This window comes from Poseidonocella sp. HB161398, assembly GCF_005870025.1.
Classification (GTDB): domain Bacteria; phylum Pseudomonadota; class Alphaproteobacteria; order Rhodobacterales; family Rhodobacteraceae; genus Mangrovicoccus.
Window position 1 is genome coordinate 41,428 of record NZ_VATA01000006.1, and the last position, 14,159, is coordinate 55,586.

Genomic DNA, 14,159 nt, shown 5'->3' on the forward strand with positions numbered 1-14,159 from the left:
GCTTGGGGACAGAACCGGGAAAATGGTCCTGACGGTGGCTAGACTTGCCCAATTCAGGAAGACGTGCTGACCGGATCCGGAACGGTTTCTTCCACGACGACGTCCTCGGATCCTTTCCCGGCCGCAAGCCAAGCCTCGAGGGCGATCCGTCCCGGCATCCGGCGAAACTCGCTGGCATGGACGCCCGCCCGGGAAGGCCCGACTCGGCCACCCGCGGGACAGGGTCCCGGCCGTCGCCGGATCGGGCCCGCGCCCTGTTCCGGCGGCGCGCGGGGAGGGCGGGGTCAGCTGGCCAGCACCTCGGCGAGCGAGCGGGCGAAGGCCGCGCCGTGTCCCAGATCGGGGAAGAGGGTCAGGCGGCCCGGCACGCCGGCTTCGCGCAGGGCGCGGTCGAGCTGTTCGAGCGCATCGGCAGGCGTACGGGCGCGCATCTCCAGCATGGCGCTGACCTGGGGCGTCTCGGCGCGGGGCTTCGGCGCGCCCTCGGCCGTGCCGGAATGGAGGTCGAGCCGCATGGCCGGCGCCTCGCCCGAGGCGACGCGGCCGAGCCAGCCCTGCCAGGCGCGGCCGCTATCCCACCAGAGCGAGGGGCTGGCTGCCACGATCCGCGCGAAGGGCGCGCCGGCGAAGGCCGCGTGGAGCGCGAAGAGCCCGCCATAGGAATGGCCCCAGAGCGTGCGCGCCGCCGGATCGAGCGGCGCCAGCGCCTCGGCCCGGGGCAGGATCTCCTCCGTCAGCCGCGCGAGCAGCGCCGCCGCCCCGCCGGCCGGGCGCCCGGCGGGATCCGCCTGCGGTCCCTCGGCCAGGGGCGGCGTGTAGTCGAGCGTCCGCTCGACCAGCGCATAGCGCAGATCGACATCATGGCCGACCGCCAGGATCGCGCGGCCCGCGAGCGCGGCGGGCGGCAGGGAGGCCAGAACCTCGCCCACCGCCGCGCCGTCGAGCGCGACCAGAAGCGGCCAGCCCGCCGCCGGGGCCGGTCCCTCGGGTACGAGGAGATGCATCCGCTGCGCCACCTGCCCCTCGCCGCGGGACACCAGGAAGCTCTGGAGCCGGCTGCCCTCGGGCGGCGCGGCCCACAGGAGCGGCGCGGAGAGATCCGCGACCGGCTGGGCGAGCGCCGCGGCCGGCAGGCCGAGCGCAAGCGCAAGCGCCGCGCGGCGGGACAGGCGGGCAGCGCTCATGCCGGGGCGCTCCAATAGGCGGAGAAGTAGCCCTCGGCTCCGGCGAGGCCCTGGGTATCGCGGAAATGCGCCTTGGCGCGGCGCACCAGCCGGCGCTCGGCGGCGAGCCAGACATAGCGGCTCTCGCCCGCCGGCGGCAGGGCCACGGCGGACATCGCCTCCAGCAGGTCCGGGCCCTCGCCGCGGGCCAGCCAGGTCACGGTGATGCCGGGCGGCACCTCGAGCGGCACGCGGTCGCCGGGATCGCCGGTCTCGAGGAAGACATGGCCGCAGCGCCCCTCGCCGGACTGCGCGAGGATCCGGCGGATCGCCGGAAGCGCCGTCTCGTCGCCGCCCATCAGGATCCAGTCGCCCGGCGGGAAGTCTCCGCCGCCCGGGCCCGAGAGCCCGACCTCCGCCCCTGGCGCGACGCGGCGCGCCCAGTCAGTGGCGTAGCTGCCCTCGTGCTCGTAGAGATCGAAGCTCATCCAGCCCTCGCCCGGCTCAAGATCGACGAAGGTGTAGGCCGGGGTGTGGAGCGCGTCCTCGCCGCGGGCCCAGACCGTGCGGCCCCGCTCGTCCACCACCGGCCAGGCCGGCGCGCGGCCCTCGGGCGGCAGGAGCAGGCGGAAATGCATGCCGCCCTCGGCGAAGGTCTCCATCGCGTCCGAGCGCAGCCGCACCCGCAGGAAATTCGCGCCGATCCGCGAGACGCCCTCGACCGTGGCGAAGATCACGTTGGGCGGCAGGCCGCCCGGCTCGGGGCCGCCCTGCCAGTCCATCCGGTCGGAGAGCCCTTCGACCGCGTGGTCGAGCATGTGGATCACCGCGCCGCGGACCCGCTGCACCGCCATGTTGTCGTCTGCGGCAATGCGGATGCGGAAGGCCTCGCCCTGCAGATCCATCTCCACCCGGGCGCCCTGGCCTTCGAGCCTCAGACCGCCCGGCACCGCCTGCGGCTCGCGCCCGTGCTCGCGCATCTCGCGCGCGACCCGTTCCAGCAGGCCGTCGGGCAGCCCGCCATGCAATTCGCCCTGAGCCAGTACTTCGCTCATCACCAGCATCCTTCCAGCTGTCGCTTCTCGAAACGTGAGGCTTGCGGGAATGCGGCCCCGGGGGCCGACTCGGCTGGCAGGGTCCGGACAGGCCGGACCCTGCCCTTTTGCTCAGAACCGCTGGGTGAAGGCAACTTCCACGTTCATCGGATCGCCGTAGAAGTTGAACACCGAGGGGCTGCCGACGCGGCTGTAATAGGTCTCGTCGAAGAGGTTGTTGACCCGCAGGCGGATCTCGCTCTGCTCGGTCACCTCCCAGGCGGCGGCCAGGTTGACAACGGTGTAGCCGTCCGCCTCGATCTCGCCCGCGCTCGAGACCGCCTTGAAATCGCTGAACCAGGTCAGGCCGGCGCCGAGCGACAGCCGGTCGAGCGCGCCGGGGCCGAAATCGTATTCGCCCGAGAGCTGCAGCATGTGCTCGGGCGTGTAGCCCTTGAACACGTCGCCATCCATCGGCCCGTCGGTGTATTTCATCTCCGTGTAGGTGTAGCCGCCGAAAAGCTGCAGCCCGGGCAGCACCTCGCCCGAGAGCTCCAGCTCGACGCCGCGGCTCTCGACATCCATCGCGTAGTAGTCGGAGGTGCCGAGCGCCACCTCGGCGCGGTTGTCCTGCCGGAGGTCGAAGAAGGCCAGCGAGGCGTTCATCGCGTCGAAGACGCGCGCCTTGACCCCGACCTCGATCTGGCGGCCCTCGGCGGGGTCGATCAGCTCGTCATTGACGTCGGTCTCGGTCTGCGGCTGGAAGATCGAAGTGTAGCTGGCATAGACCGTCGCCCAGTCGGTGACATCGTAGGTGACGCCGCCATAGGGGGTGAAATGCCCGTCCTCGCCGATATCGTCGGTGATCTCGTTGGTGGTCAGGTCCTTCGTGGTCTGGTCGAACCAGGTGAAGCGGCCGCCGGCGATGACATTGAGCCGCTCGACCGGCTGCAGGCGCAGCTGCGAATAGAGGCCGAAGCGCTCGGTGTCGGTATCGGTCTTGGTGGTGTACTCGACATCCGGCTTCGCCACGTCCGAGACATCCCAGTCATCCAGATCCCAGCTGCCCGAGATCGCGCCCCGCGCCTGGTACATGCGCGACTCCACCTTCTGGTAGTCGGCGCCGAAGATCACGTTGCCCGACATCGCGCCAAGATCGAAAGGCAGGCTGGCATAGGCGTCGAGCGCCAGGCTGTCCTCCTCGAACTCGCGCGCCAGCCAGGAGAGGCGGCTGATCTTGTTGTCGGCATCCGCGGCGGAACCGGCATAGGCATAGATGAAATCCACGTCGCGGGTCGAATAGCGCGAGGAGAACTTGACGAAACCGCCGCCCTCGAGCTCGTGGCGCAGCTCCAGGATGTAGTCGTCGACGGTGTTCTCGAAATCGTTCCAGTCGGCCATGGTCGTGGTCGAGCGGTCGATGTCCAGCAGGTTGCCGTCGGCATCGGTCGGCAGGCCGTTGAAGGGCGAGATGTCGCGCTCCATGTGGCTGAGCGAGAAGGTCAGCATCGTGTCGGGCGTGATGTCCCAGGCGACGGTGCCATAGGCGACATCGACGCCGTTCTCCTGCATGTCGACGAAGCCGTCGCCCTCTTCATGGGCGAAGACCGCGCGTCCGCGCAGCGTGCCGCTCTCGTTCATCGCGCCGGTGACATCGGCCTCGATCCGGCCGCGGCCATAGCTCTGGCCGGTGACGGTGACATAGCCGCCGAACTCCTCCTGCGCGCGCTTGAGGCTCATGTTGACGGCCCCGCCCGGCTCGCCCGTGCCCGCGAAGAGCCCGTTCGGCCCCTTGAGGATCTCGACATGGTCGACGATCGCCAGATCCGGCTGGGTGCCGTAGATCGAGGAGAGCGGCGCCGGCAGGCCGTTGAAATAGAGGTAGTCCATCTCGAAGCCGCGCGAGAACAGCGAAGACCGGCCCCAGTCGTTGCTGAGCACCAGCATCCCCGGCGTGCGGCGCAGCGCGGTATCGAGCGAGGTGAAGCCCTGGCCCGTGATCTGGGCATTGGTGATGACCGTGGTCGATTGCGGGATCTCGCGGATGTCGCGGACCTCCTTCTCGCCGACCGAGACCTCGTCGGTCGTGTAGCTGCCGGTGCCCTCCGTCTCGTAGCTCGAGGCGGAGACGAGGATGTCGTCGAGGACCAGGACGTCCTGCGCCGCCGCCGGCGTGGCGAGGCAGGTGGACGCGAGAAGCAGCCGGCGGAAGGAGGCTCGGGGCACGGGATCGTATCCTTGTGATGCGGAGAGAAACTGACTATTATTGTCGATTATTAGCCACCCCTCGCCGAGACGGTAGCCAGCGATCTTTGCCGCAGCGCCAGAAACCTTTGCCGGAGCGCAATCCGGCGACGGAATTCCGGCGGCGGCCCGGCCAGCAGGGGACGACATGGCAGCAGCACCGGCAGAGCGGGTGGGCAGCAAGCTCGACGGGCAGATGGTGGCGACGCAATTCGCCCCGGGCTTCGGCCTCCACATGCTCGACGCGACCGCCCGCGAACCTTTCGAGATCCGCGCCACGCGGGCGCCCGGCGTGATCCTGCACTGCTTCCTCGAGGGCCGGACCGAGGCGCGGCTCTCGGGCCGCTCGATGGGGCTCGGCCGCGCCGAGAACGCCCCGCCCCGGCTGGTGCTGACCGCGACACGCGATCCCGAGCCCTTCCTGCGCCGCTCCCGCGCCGGGGAATATGTCCGCAAGGTGAACATCAATCTCGGCCCCGACTGGATGGAGCGCCACCAGCTCGCCCTGCCGGGCAGCGCGCGGCGCCTCGCGCTCGAGCTCGGGCGCGAGCAGGTGGCAGGCTTCGAGCGGCTCGCCCGGCTCTCTGCCGCCGAGGCTCCGCTGGCACGGCTCGAGGCCGAGGCACTGGCGCTGACCCTCGTGGCGCAGAGCTTCGCCCGGATCGCGCCGCCCGCCTCCGGCCGGGTGCTGGCGCCGCATGACCGCCGCAGCCTTTCGCGCATCGAGGCCTTCCTGCGCGACGGCGCCACCGGCCCCCTGCCCGGGCTCGAGGCGATCGCGCGCGAGGGCGGGGTCAGCGTCTCCACCCTGCGGCGGCTCTTCCGCGAGGCGCATGGCACGACGGTGCAGGCGCATCTGCGCCGCCTCCGCCTGGAAGCCGCCCGCCGTGCGCTGCGCGCCGACGCGGTTCCGGTCTCCGAGGCGGCGCGGATAGCCGGCTATTCCGCCGCGGCCAATTTCGCGACCGCCTACCGCCGCGCCTTCGGAGAACCCCCCTCCGCCAGCCGCCGCGCCTGCTGACCGCACCGGAGCGCCGGGCGCGCGGATGCCGGACCGGGCCAGGCGCGCTTGCGGGCTCCGCGTGGCCCTGCCGGGCAAGCGATGCCCGGGCCCCGCCCGCTTGCGCAGGCGACGGGTCCGGTGTCCGAGTTCAAGCACCAACTGTTCAGCCGGGTGCTGAAGAAGAAGTCCGGGGCGTCGTCTTGGAGGACATGGGGCAATCGGATTTTGACCTTGATGGCCGGCCGCGCCGGGGAGATGTCCGCTCGCCGCAATGTTGGCAGTTTGGTGAGGCATGGGTTTCATCGCCCGCCTTCCACCGGTCGCCTGTCACCTTCCGTAGAGGACGCACCCTGCCCAGTTCACGAGATTCGAGGCGGGGTGGTTTGCATCTTCCCCCAGGGTAGCGGCGCGAATGGCGTTCCAGTCGCCGTCTGGCGTTCCGTCCGGCTCCGGCGCCGCGCCGGGACGGTTCGGCGTCGAAGGCCATCAGATGGCCCAGGAACGTCACCTCCCGTGCCGTCACCGCATCGCCGTCGACCCGGTCCACATCGATCCGGCCCGCCGCCTCGCGGCGCAGAAGCGCCGCCAGCCCGTTCTATCCCTCCCGCAGCAGCGCCCGCGCCGGGGACAGCCGCTCGGCGCCGGTCTCCGGCGCGGTCCTTCGGGGAAGGCGGCAGAACGGCTGGAACACCATGCCGACATGGCCGCGGATCTCCTCGGCGTTGCGGCCGTCAGGGCGGCAATCCGTCGGCAAGCATGCGACCCGGCCGGATCCCCACGCGCCTGCTGATGCAACGGATCAGTGCCGGCTTGCGCGAGTCCGTCCGTGGAGCCGCGAAGCACGACATGCCCGCAGCCCTCGCAGCTCAGGCGGATGTCCATCCGCATGTTGAGCGCCACGAACCGGTTGCAGCCCGTCTCCATGCGGACGCCGGGGCGGGCCCAGCCCGCCCCCAAGCGCTCGACCGCGACACCGCATGGCGCCCGCGCTCGCCCGGCACCCGGACCAGAAGCTCCAAGGCACCGTCGATCGCCGCCGGATGGCCGGTGGAATCCGGCGCGGCGCGGACGGGGCGGGGCGGCTCCGGACAGACCCCGACCCGGTCGAGAGAGCCGTCGACTGCGCCCGCAAGCTGAGTCAGGGGGGCGCTCGCCTGCCCCCCCCCGCCGCGCTCATGTCCGCGCCTTGCATCTCCCGAAGGGCATCCCGCCCGCCGGGCCGCCGGACCCGGCACGGCACGGCACGGCACGGCACGGCACGGCACGGCACGGAAGGCTCACCCGCCCGGCCGTGCGGCGGAAGCACAGGTACTGCCCGCTCGGGCATCGAGAGCCAGACAGGCCGGTCCCAGCTCGGCGAGGCGGCAGGCGGTTCGGGACATGGCGGGTCTTCATGGTCCGGCTCCGGGATCCTGTCCCGGGGCGGGCTTCCGATAATTCTCGCCAGACAGAACCGATCCTCCCAGAGCGTTGCCGCCCCGCGGGCCCCACCTGCCGAGAACCGGCTGGCGCATGGCACGAAGCCCCGCACGCCTATGCAGCTTGGCGGGAGTTGACGGGCAGCCGCATGGCGATCCCTCCGGCGCAAATGCCGCTGGAACTGCGCCACGGCGGCAGCCTCTGCACTGCGGGCAGTTCCGCCCGTCCGACGGAGGGCAGCGCCTTGGCGATGAGGAGTCTCGCCAGCCGTGACGGCGCCTTCATGGACCTGCGCATGGCCTTCGAGGTTCCGGCCGCCAGCCGCCGCAGATGTGGGCAGGCAAAGGTGGTCCGGGCGGGCCGCCAAGCGTTCGGGACCGGGCCTGACGAGGATGACCAGCGCGGCCAGCGCGGCTTCGGCGTCCACGCCGCGATCGCCCGGGCGGCACATGACGCCGGTTTCGTCGAGGTCTTCGCGCTGATGGCCGCCAAGGTGCTGCTGCAGCCCGCCTCTCCCGGCCTCGCGAGCTCGGACCGCCGTCGGCAGCCGGTGACCGCCGCGCCGTCGGGACGCTGCGCAGCGGATCGCCCCGTCTGGCACGGAGCCACCTTTGTGATCGCGGCCATGGCGCCTTGGCCGCGGTCGAGCAGACGGCCCGGATGCTCTGGCAAGGCCAACCCGGCGGGCGCATGATGCACCGTCCGGACGCGTCATGAGGGAAGCTCGCGAAGGGGCGGCAATCATCGCAGCAAGGGAGCTGGAAACCAGCCGCTGATCAGTGCCCGCAGCCTGCTAGCCCTGCTCTCCCAGATGCCGGGCGAGGAAGGCGTTGATCTCTGCCGCCAGCCATTCCGCCGCGCCCGGGTCGAGATGGGCATGGTGGTCGCCCGCGATCTCCAGCGTCTCAGCCTGCGCGATCCCCGGCAGGGCGCGCTCGGCCAGCGCCGCCGCCTGCGGCCGGACCTGGCGCAGCCCCTCTGTCGCCCAGACGGCCAGGACCGGGCAGCGCAGCGCGCCGAGCACGTGCTCGATCTGTCCCGCGGTCAGCTTCACCGCCGAACTGGCAAAGAGCCGCGGATCGGCGCGCAGGCGGAAGCCCTCCGGCACTGGCTCCAGCGCGCGCCCGGCCAGAGCCTCGGCGGTGCGGCGGGCATTGCCCTGGCGGATGCGGCGCGCGACATAGTCCTCGCGCGTGGCGAAGACCCGCGGCGGCCGCGCGCCCTGCCGCCGCGTGCCTTCGATGAAGCCGTGGAGCGTCGGGACGGCATCCTCTGCCGCGGGCTCGGGCACCAGCGAATCGAGCCCCACCAGCGCGCGCACCCGGCCGGGCTGGGCAGCGGCGAAGAGCGTGGCGATATTGGCGCCGCGGGAATGGCCGAGCAGCACGCAATCCTCCCATCCGAGCTGGTCGAGCAGCCCGGCGATCTGCGGCAGGTCATCCCAGATATTGTAGCTGGCATGGGCGGCGCGATGGCCGCTCAGCCCCTGGCCGCTGAGATCGATGGCGACGACATGGCAGCCTGCCAGCCGCGGCGCCAGCTCGCGGAAGCTCTCGGCATGGTCCATCCAGCCATGCAGCGCAAGCACCGGCAGGCCGGCCTCCGGCCCCCAGGCGAGCCCTGCATAGCGCAGCCCGTCCACCTCCCACTGGCAGTCGCGCGCTGCCGCCAAGCCGTTGCCGTCCATGCTCGTGCCCCCGGTCTCCGTCCGATCCCGGCCGGTGATAGCGCATCCCGCGCCCGAACGGGAGACCGCAGAGCGGTCCTCCTTTCCCGACGGGGGAACACGGCCGCGCCGTACCGGCAGAAGCCGCGTCGGGAAACGGTGGCGGCGCGCAGGAAGCGCATGCCAGACCGCCTGCCCGCGCCTCAGGCCGGGACCATCCTGACCAGCACGGATTTCGACACCGGCGTGTCGCTGCCCTCGCCGAAGAGCCCGTGCGGCACCAGAACGTTCAGCTCGGGATAGTAGCCCGCGATGCAGCCCTGCGGGATGTCGTAGGCGACGAGGCGCAGATCCTCCGCCACCCGCGCGACGCCGTCCTCGTGCAGCCCGTGAAGCGCGACGCGCGCGCCCGGCGCGAGCCCCAGCGCGGCGATGTCGGCGGGGTTGGCGAAAATCACCCGGCGCTCGCGGAAGACGCCGCGATAGCGGTCGTCCATGCCGTAGATCGTGGTGTTGTACTGGTCATGCGAGCGGAAGGTCTGCAGCACGAAGCACGCGTCGCGGCCCTGCGCGCTCTGCCATTCGGTCGCCTCGGGCAGCGGCGCGGTGCCGAAGACCGCGCGGCCCGAGGGCGTCTGCCAGATCCGCTCGGCGGCGCGGTTGCGCAGGCGGAAGCCGCGGGGCTGGCGCAGCACCGTGTTGAAATCGCCGAAATCGGGCAGGACGCGGGCGATCAGGTCGCGGATCGCGTCATTGTCCTGGGCCAGCGCTGCCCAGTCGAGCACCTCCGAGCCGACCGTCGCCGCAGCGATCCCGGCGATGATGGCGACCTCGGATTTCAGCTCGGGCGCGGCGGGCAGGTTGATCCCGCCCGAGCCGTGGACCATCCCCATCGAGTCCTCGACCGAGACCATCTGGCGGTTGCCCGCGGCGTTGCGGTCGATTTCCGTGCGCCCGAGGCAGGGCAGGATGTAGGATTGCCGCCCCGTCAGCAGGTGGCCGTGATTGAGCTTGGTGGCGATGTTGACCGTCAGGTCGAGCCGGGTCAGCGCCTCGGCGATCAGCGCGCTGTCGGGCGTCGCGCGGGCGAAGTTGCCGCCGAGCCCGATGAAGGCGCGCGCGCTGCCCCCGAGCATCGCGCCGATCGCGCCCAGAACGTTATGGCCGTGGCGGCGCGGCATCGGCACGCCGAGCGCGCCTTCCATCGCGTCGAGGAAGGCGGCCGAGGGCTTTTCGTTGATGCCCATCGTGCGGTCGCCCTGCACGTTGGAATGGCCGCGGACCGGACACAGCCCGGCGCCCGGACGGCCGATATTGCCGCGCAGGAACATCAGGTTGGCCATCTCGCGGATGGTGGCAACCGAATGGCGGTGCTGGGTGATGCCCATGGCCCAGGTCAGGATCACCCGGTCGGCCGCGATATAGACATCCGCGGCGCGGGCGATCTCGGCCCGGGCCAGGCCGGACTGCGCCTCGATCTGCTCCCAGCCGGTCGCCTCCACCTCGGCGCGCCAGGCCTCGAGCCCCTCGGTATGCGCCTCGAGGAAGGCGTGGTCGAGCACCGGCGCGCGGCCCTCGGCGCGGGCGCGGTCCTCGGCGGCGAAGACCAGCTTGGCCATGCCGCGGAACAGCGCCATGTCGCCGCCGAGCCGCGGCGAGAGGAAGTCGGTGGAGGTCGGCTTGCTGCCGCCATGCATCATCTCCACCTTGTCCTGCGGATCGGCGAAGCGCTTCAGCCCCTTTTCCTTCAGCGGGTTGACCGCCACGACCTGGGCGCCCCGCGCGGTCGCCTTGCGCAGGTCGGCCAGCATGCGGGGATGGTTGGTGCCCGGGTTCTGCCCGACCACGAAGATCGCGTCGGCCAGCTCGAAATCCTCGAGCAGCACGGTCCCCTTGCCGATGCCGATCGCGCCGGTCAGCGCGACGCCGCTGGCCTCGTGGCACATGTTCGAGCAGTCGGGGAAGTTGTTGGTGCCATAGAGCCGCACGAAGGCCTGGTAGAGGAAGGCCGCCTCGTTCGACGCGCGGCCCGAGGTGTAGAATTCCGCCTGGTCGGGATCGGGCAGCGCCTTCAGCGCGGCGCCGATCTCGGCGAAGGCGGTCTCCCAGGCGACGGGCTCGTAGCGGTCGGTGGCGGGGTCGTAGCGCATCGGATGGGTCAGCCGGCCCTGGTTCTCCAGGTCGAAGTCGCTCCAGCCGCGCAGCTCTGCGACGGTATGGGCGGCGAAGAAGTCCGGCGTGACGCGGTCGCGGGTGGCTTCCCAGGCGACGGCCTTGACGCCGTTCTCGCAGAATTCGAAGGACGACCCGTGCTCGGGATCGCCCCAGGCGCAGCCGGGGCAGTCGAACCCGTCGGGCTGGTTCGCCCGCAGCATGGTCTTCGCGCCCGCGACCGGCGCGCCGCTTCCCATCAAATGGCGTCCGACGCTCTTCAGCGCGCCCCATCCGCCGGCAGCGGCCGATGCCCTGCCCGTCACCTCGTCCTTCGCCATGTCCGCGACTACTCCGGTTCTCGTTACCACACGTCTGCCGCGCGCCGCGGGCCGGGACCCGGTGCTGCGCCGCAGCTGGGCCGGATCAACGCCTTTTCAAAGCGGATTTCAATATGAGTATTCCGTGCATCAATAGTTAAATGCTATCGAATTAGGTAGTTGACGCGGGGTCGGCGCGTCACGGGCAGGACCCGTCCGAAGCGCTTGCAGGGGCGCTCCGGTCGCTCTTTCTGGCAGGGCCACGCCCCCCCGAGTCGTGCAGGCGGGCCCCTCAGAGCGGGCGGGAGAAATGCAGCAGCGGCCGGCCATCCGGCCCGGCATGGAGCGACGCGGCAACGCCGAAGACCTCGGCCAGCCGGGCGGGCGAGAGCACCTCGGCGGGCGGGCCGAGCGCGACCAGGCGGCCATGGTCCAGCATCGCCAGGCGGTCGCAGCCCATCGCCTGATTGAGGTCATGCAGCGCGATCACCCGCGTCAGCGGCAGCGCCTGCACCAGCGCCATCAGCGCCAGCTGGTGGCGGATGTCGAGATGGTTCGAGGGCTCGTCGAGGATCAGTATCTGCGGCGTCTGGGCCAGGGCGCGGGCGATATGGACCCGCTGCCGCTCGCCGCCCGAGAGCGTGTGCCAGAGCCGGTCGGCGAAGGCGGTCATCTCGACCGCGGCCAGCGCCTCGGCGACCAGCTGCGCATCCCCGGCGCTCCAGCCGCGCAGCGGCGACAGGAAGGGCGTCCGCCCCAGCGCCACCGCCTCGCGCACGCTCAGCCGCTCGGCGGTCTCGGCCTGCTGCTCCACCAGCGCGATCCGCTGCGCCCGGTCGCGCGCGCGCAGCGCCGCCAGCGGCTGCCCGTCGAGCAGGATCTGGCCCGATTGCGGCCGCAGGATCCCCGCGAGGCAGCGCAGCAGCGTCGATTTCCCCGCGCCGTTCGGCCCGACCAGCCCGAGGCACTCGCCCGGGCGCAGCGCCAGCGAGACATCGCGCAGCAGCGCCCGGCGATGCACCGAGACCGAGACGGAGCGCAGCTCCAGGCTCACCGTCCCGCCCCCCGGATCAGGATGGCGGCGAAGGCCGGGGCGCCGACCAGCGCGGTGATGACCCCGATCGGCAGCACCTGGCCCGGCACCAGGATGCGCGAGACGATGTCGGCCGCCACCAGGAAGATCGCGCCCGCGAAGGCCGAGGCCGGGACCAGCCGGTCATGGCGCGTGCCCGCGAGAAAGCGCATCGCATGCGGGATCACCAGCCCGACGAAGCCGATCGCGCCCACCTTGGAGACGAGCACGCCGACCATCGCCGCGGTGGCCGAGATCAGCAGCCCGCGCATCGCCCGCACATTGATCCCGAGCGCCGCGGCGGCATCCGCGCCGAAGGCGAAGGCGTCGAGCCCGCGCCGGTGCCAGAGGCAGAGCCCGGTGCCGAGCACAGTGACCGCGACGCAGGGCGCAACATCCTGCCAGCGGATGCCCGAGAGGCTGCCCATCAGCCAGAACATCAGCCCGCGCGCCTCCTCGGCATTGGCGGAGCGGGCGATGACATAGGCGGTCAGCGCGTTGAACATCTGCGACCCGGCGATGCCCGCCAGGATGATCGCCGCCGCCGCGCGGGTGGCGCGGCCGCCGCCGGAGCCGCCCGAAACGGCATGGGCCAGCGCCACGACGGCGAGGAAGGCCGCCATCGCCCCCGCGAGCGCGCCCGCCGACATGGTGATCGCGCCGCCGCCGACCCCGGCCACCGCGACCAGCACCGCCCCGGTCGAGGCCCCGGCCGAGAGCCCCATCAGGTAGGGATCGGCCAGCGGATTGCGCAGCAGCGCCTGCAGCACCAGCCCCGAGAGCGCCAGCCCCGCGCCGCAGGCCGCCGCGACGATCGCCCTCGGCAGCCGGTAGCTCCAGACGATCCCGGCATCGATCCGGTCGACCGGATAGCCGGCCTGCCACAGGTGGTTGGCCAGGGTCTGCAGCACGGTGGACAGCGGCAGGCGCGTCTCGCCGATCGCCGCCCCCGCCAGGATCGCCAGCGCCAGCAGCAGCGGCCCGAGCCAGAGCCCGGGCACGCGCCGCCGCCGCGGCGCCATGGCGAGGGCGGCACCGCTCATTCGAACGACATCCCGGCCAGCGCGTCCGAGAGCGTCTCGAGCCCGTAGATGGTGCGCATCGTGGCGCTCATCGCATGGGCGTCCATCTCGACGATCCGCCCCTCGCGCACCGCCGTCATCTGGCTGGCCACCGGGTCGCTCTGCAGGAAGTCCAGCTTCTTCTCGACGTCGTCGGCGGGGAAGCGGCGGCGGTCCATCCGGGCGATGACGATCACGTCCGGATCGGCGCGGGCGATGGTCTCCCAGCCGACGGCAGGCCATTCCTCGTCGGAGGCGACGACATTGCCGATCCCGAGCTTCGACATCATGTAGCCCGGCGCGCCGAGCCGCCCGGCGACAAAGGGATCCGTCTCCAGATCGGAGGAGGAGAACCAGAAGACCGCGGTCAGCCCCTCCGGCAGGCCGAGCGCGACGGCCCGCGCGACGGCCGCGGCCTCGGTCGCCTCCAGATCGGCGACCAGCGCCTCGCCCGCCGCCTCCACGTCGAAGATCTGCGCCAGCTCGCGGATGCCCTTGTAGACCGCGCCAGTCTCGAAGGCGCCGGTGCGGGTGCCGTCGCCGCCGGTGGAGTTGTCCTTGGTGTCGCAATCGGCGGGCAGGATGTAGGTCGGGATGCCCAGATCCGCGAACATCTCGCGCGTGCCGACCATGCCCGCGGGGCCGACATGCCATTCGTACTGCACGGCGACCAGCTCCGGCTTCTTCGCCACGACGCTCTCGAAGCTCGGGTCGTTTTCGGCCAGCCGCTCGATCTTCGCATCGGCCTCGGCGAATTGCGGCAGCACCGGGCTGAACCAGACCGAGGTACCCATGACCTTGGGGGCCAGCCCCAGCGCATAGAGGATCTCGGTCGCCGACTGGCCGATGGTCACGGCGCTGCCGGGGGCGGCGTCGAAGCGGACCGAGCGGCCGCAGTTCTGCAGTTCCAGAGGGTAGTCGGTCGCCATCGCCGGCAGGGCGAGGGCGGCAAGCAGGGGGCTTGCGATCAGGCAGTGTCTCATCCGGTCCGTCCCGTCAGATGCGGCCGTCGGGAGCGGGGCGGAG

The 14,159-nt window shown here is 71.7% G+C and carries 10 protein-coding genes; 2 read left to right on the top strand and 8 right to left on the bottom strand.

Annotated features, from left to right (window positions below):
* Positions 1-284 precede the first annotated feature (284 nt).
* The 3 genes from FGX59_RS06855 to FGX59_RS06865 form a co-directional block, all read right to left on the bottom strand.
* Positions 285-1,184, bottom strand: a complete 900-nt coding sequence (locus FGX59_RS06855) for an alpha/beta hydrolase (protein WP_138465787.1) — start codon at positions 1,182-1,184, stop codon at positions 285-287.
* Positions 1,181-2,218, bottom strand: a complete 1,038-nt coding sequence (locus tag FGX59_RS06860; RefSeq protein WP_138465788.1) for a siderophore-interacting protein — start codon at positions 2,216-2,218, stop codon at positions 1,181-1,183. The genes FGX59_RS06855 and FGX59_RS06860 overlap by 4 nt, the downstream gene beginning before the upstream one ends.
* A gap of 111 nt (positions 2,219-2,329) precedes the next feature.
* Entirely contained in the window at positions 2,330-4,423 is a 2,094-nt protein-coding gene (locus tag FGX59_RS06865) for a TonB-dependent siderophore receptor (protein WP_240722295.1), read from the bottom strand.
* A 166-nt stretch (positions 4,424-4,589) separates the two neighbouring features.
* Between FGX59_RS06865 and FGX59_RS06870 the strand changes: the two genes are divergently transcribed.
* Both FGX59_RS06870 and FGX59_RS06875 read left to right on the top strand, forming a co-directional pair.
* Positions 4,590-5,462 carry an AraC family transcriptional regulator gene (locus FGX59_RS06870; protein WP_138465790.1) on the top strand — a complete coding sequence of 291 codons (873 nt, stop codon included), beginning with the start codon at positions 4,590-4,592 and terminating at the stop codon, positions 5,460-5,462.
* Positions 5,463-7,011: 1,549 nt separating this feature from the next.
* Positions 7,012-7,557: a hypothetical protein gene (locus tag FGX59_RS06875; protein ID WP_138465791.1), complete on the top strand. Its 546-nt coding sequence runs from the start codon at positions 7,012-7,014 to the stop codon at positions 7,555-7,557.
* A 99-nt stretch (positions 7,558-7,656) separates the two neighbouring features.
* Here FGX59_RS06875 and FGX59_RS06880 read toward each other — a convergent pair whose 3' ends face one another.
* From FGX59_RS06880 to FGX59_RS38110, 5 genes are all read right to left on the bottom strand, one after another.
* Positions 7,657-8,550 carry an alpha/beta fold hydrolase gene (locus FGX59_RS06880; RefSeq protein WP_138465792.1) on the bottom strand — a complete coding sequence of 298 codons (894 nt, stop codon included), beginning with the start codon at positions 8,548-8,550 and terminating at the stop codon, positions 7,657-7,659.
* A 182-nt stretch (positions 8,551-8,732) separates the two neighbouring features.
* Positions 8,733-11,021 (bottom strand): FdhF/YdeP family oxidoreductase, encoded by a 2,289-nt coding sequence (locus tag FGX59_RS06885; protein WP_138465793.1) that lies wholly within the window; start codon positions 11,019-11,021, stop codon positions 8,733-8,735.
* A gap of 271 nt (positions 11,022-11,292) precedes the next feature.
* Positions 11,293-12,054, bottom strand: coding sequence for an ABC transporter ATP-binding protein (locus FGX59_RS06890; RefSeq protein WP_138465794.1), 762 nt, complete (start codon positions 12,052-12,054; stop codon positions 11,293-11,295).
* Positions 12,051-13,115 (bottom strand): iron ABC transporter permease, encoded by a 1,065-nt coding sequence (locus tag FGX59_RS06895; RefSeq protein WP_206078299.1) that lies wholly within the window; start codon positions 13,113-13,115, stop codon positions 12,051-12,053. The genes FGX59_RS06890 and FGX59_RS06895 overlap by 4 nt, the downstream gene beginning before the upstream one ends.
* A complete protein-coding gene (locus FGX59_RS38110; RefSeq protein ID WP_206078300.1) occupies positions 13,112-14,116 on the bottom strand; it encodes an ABC transporter substrate-binding protein in 1,005 nt (334 codons plus the stop codon). The genes FGX59_RS06895 and FGX59_RS38110 overlap by 4 nt, the downstream gene beginning before the upstream one ends.
* Positions 14,117-14,159: the final 43 nt, after the last annotated feature.

Bases quoted from the DNA above. Each gene is read 5' to 3' on its own strand.
- FGX59_RS06855 (WP_138465787.1), bottom strand. From the start codon at position 1,184: ATGAGCGCTGCCCGCCTGTCCCGCCGCGCGGCGCTTGCGCTTGCGCTC.
- FGX59_RS06870 (WP_138465790.1), top strand. From the start codon at position 4,590: ATGGCAGCAGCACCGGCAGAGCGGGTGGGCAGCAAGCTCGACGGGCAG.
- FGX59_RS06880 (WP_138465792.1), bottom strand. From the start codon at position 8,550: ATGGACGGCAACGGCTTGGCGGCAGCGCGCGACTGCCAGTGGGAGGTG.
- FGX59_RS06885 (WP_138465793.1), bottom strand. From the start codon at position 11,021: ATGGCGAAGGACGAGGTGACGGGCAGGGCATCGGCCGCTGCCGGCGGA.
- FGX59_RS06860 (WP_138465788.1), bottom strand. From the start codon at position 2,218: ATGAGCGAAGTACTGGCTCAGGGCGAATTGCATGGCGGGCTGCCCGAC.
- FGX59_RS06895 (WP_206078299.1), bottom strand. From the start codon at position 13,115: ATGAGCGGTGCCGCCCTCGCCATGGCGCCGCGGCGGCGGCGCGTGCCC.
- FGX59_RS38110 (WP_206078300.1), bottom strand. From the start codon at position 14,116: ATGAGACACTGCCTGATCGCAAGCCCCCTGCTTGCCGCCCTCGCCCTG.
- FGX59_RS06875 (WP_138465791.1), top strand. From the start codon at position 7,012: ATGGCGATCCCTCCGGCGCAAATGCCGCTGGAACTGCGCCACGGCGGC.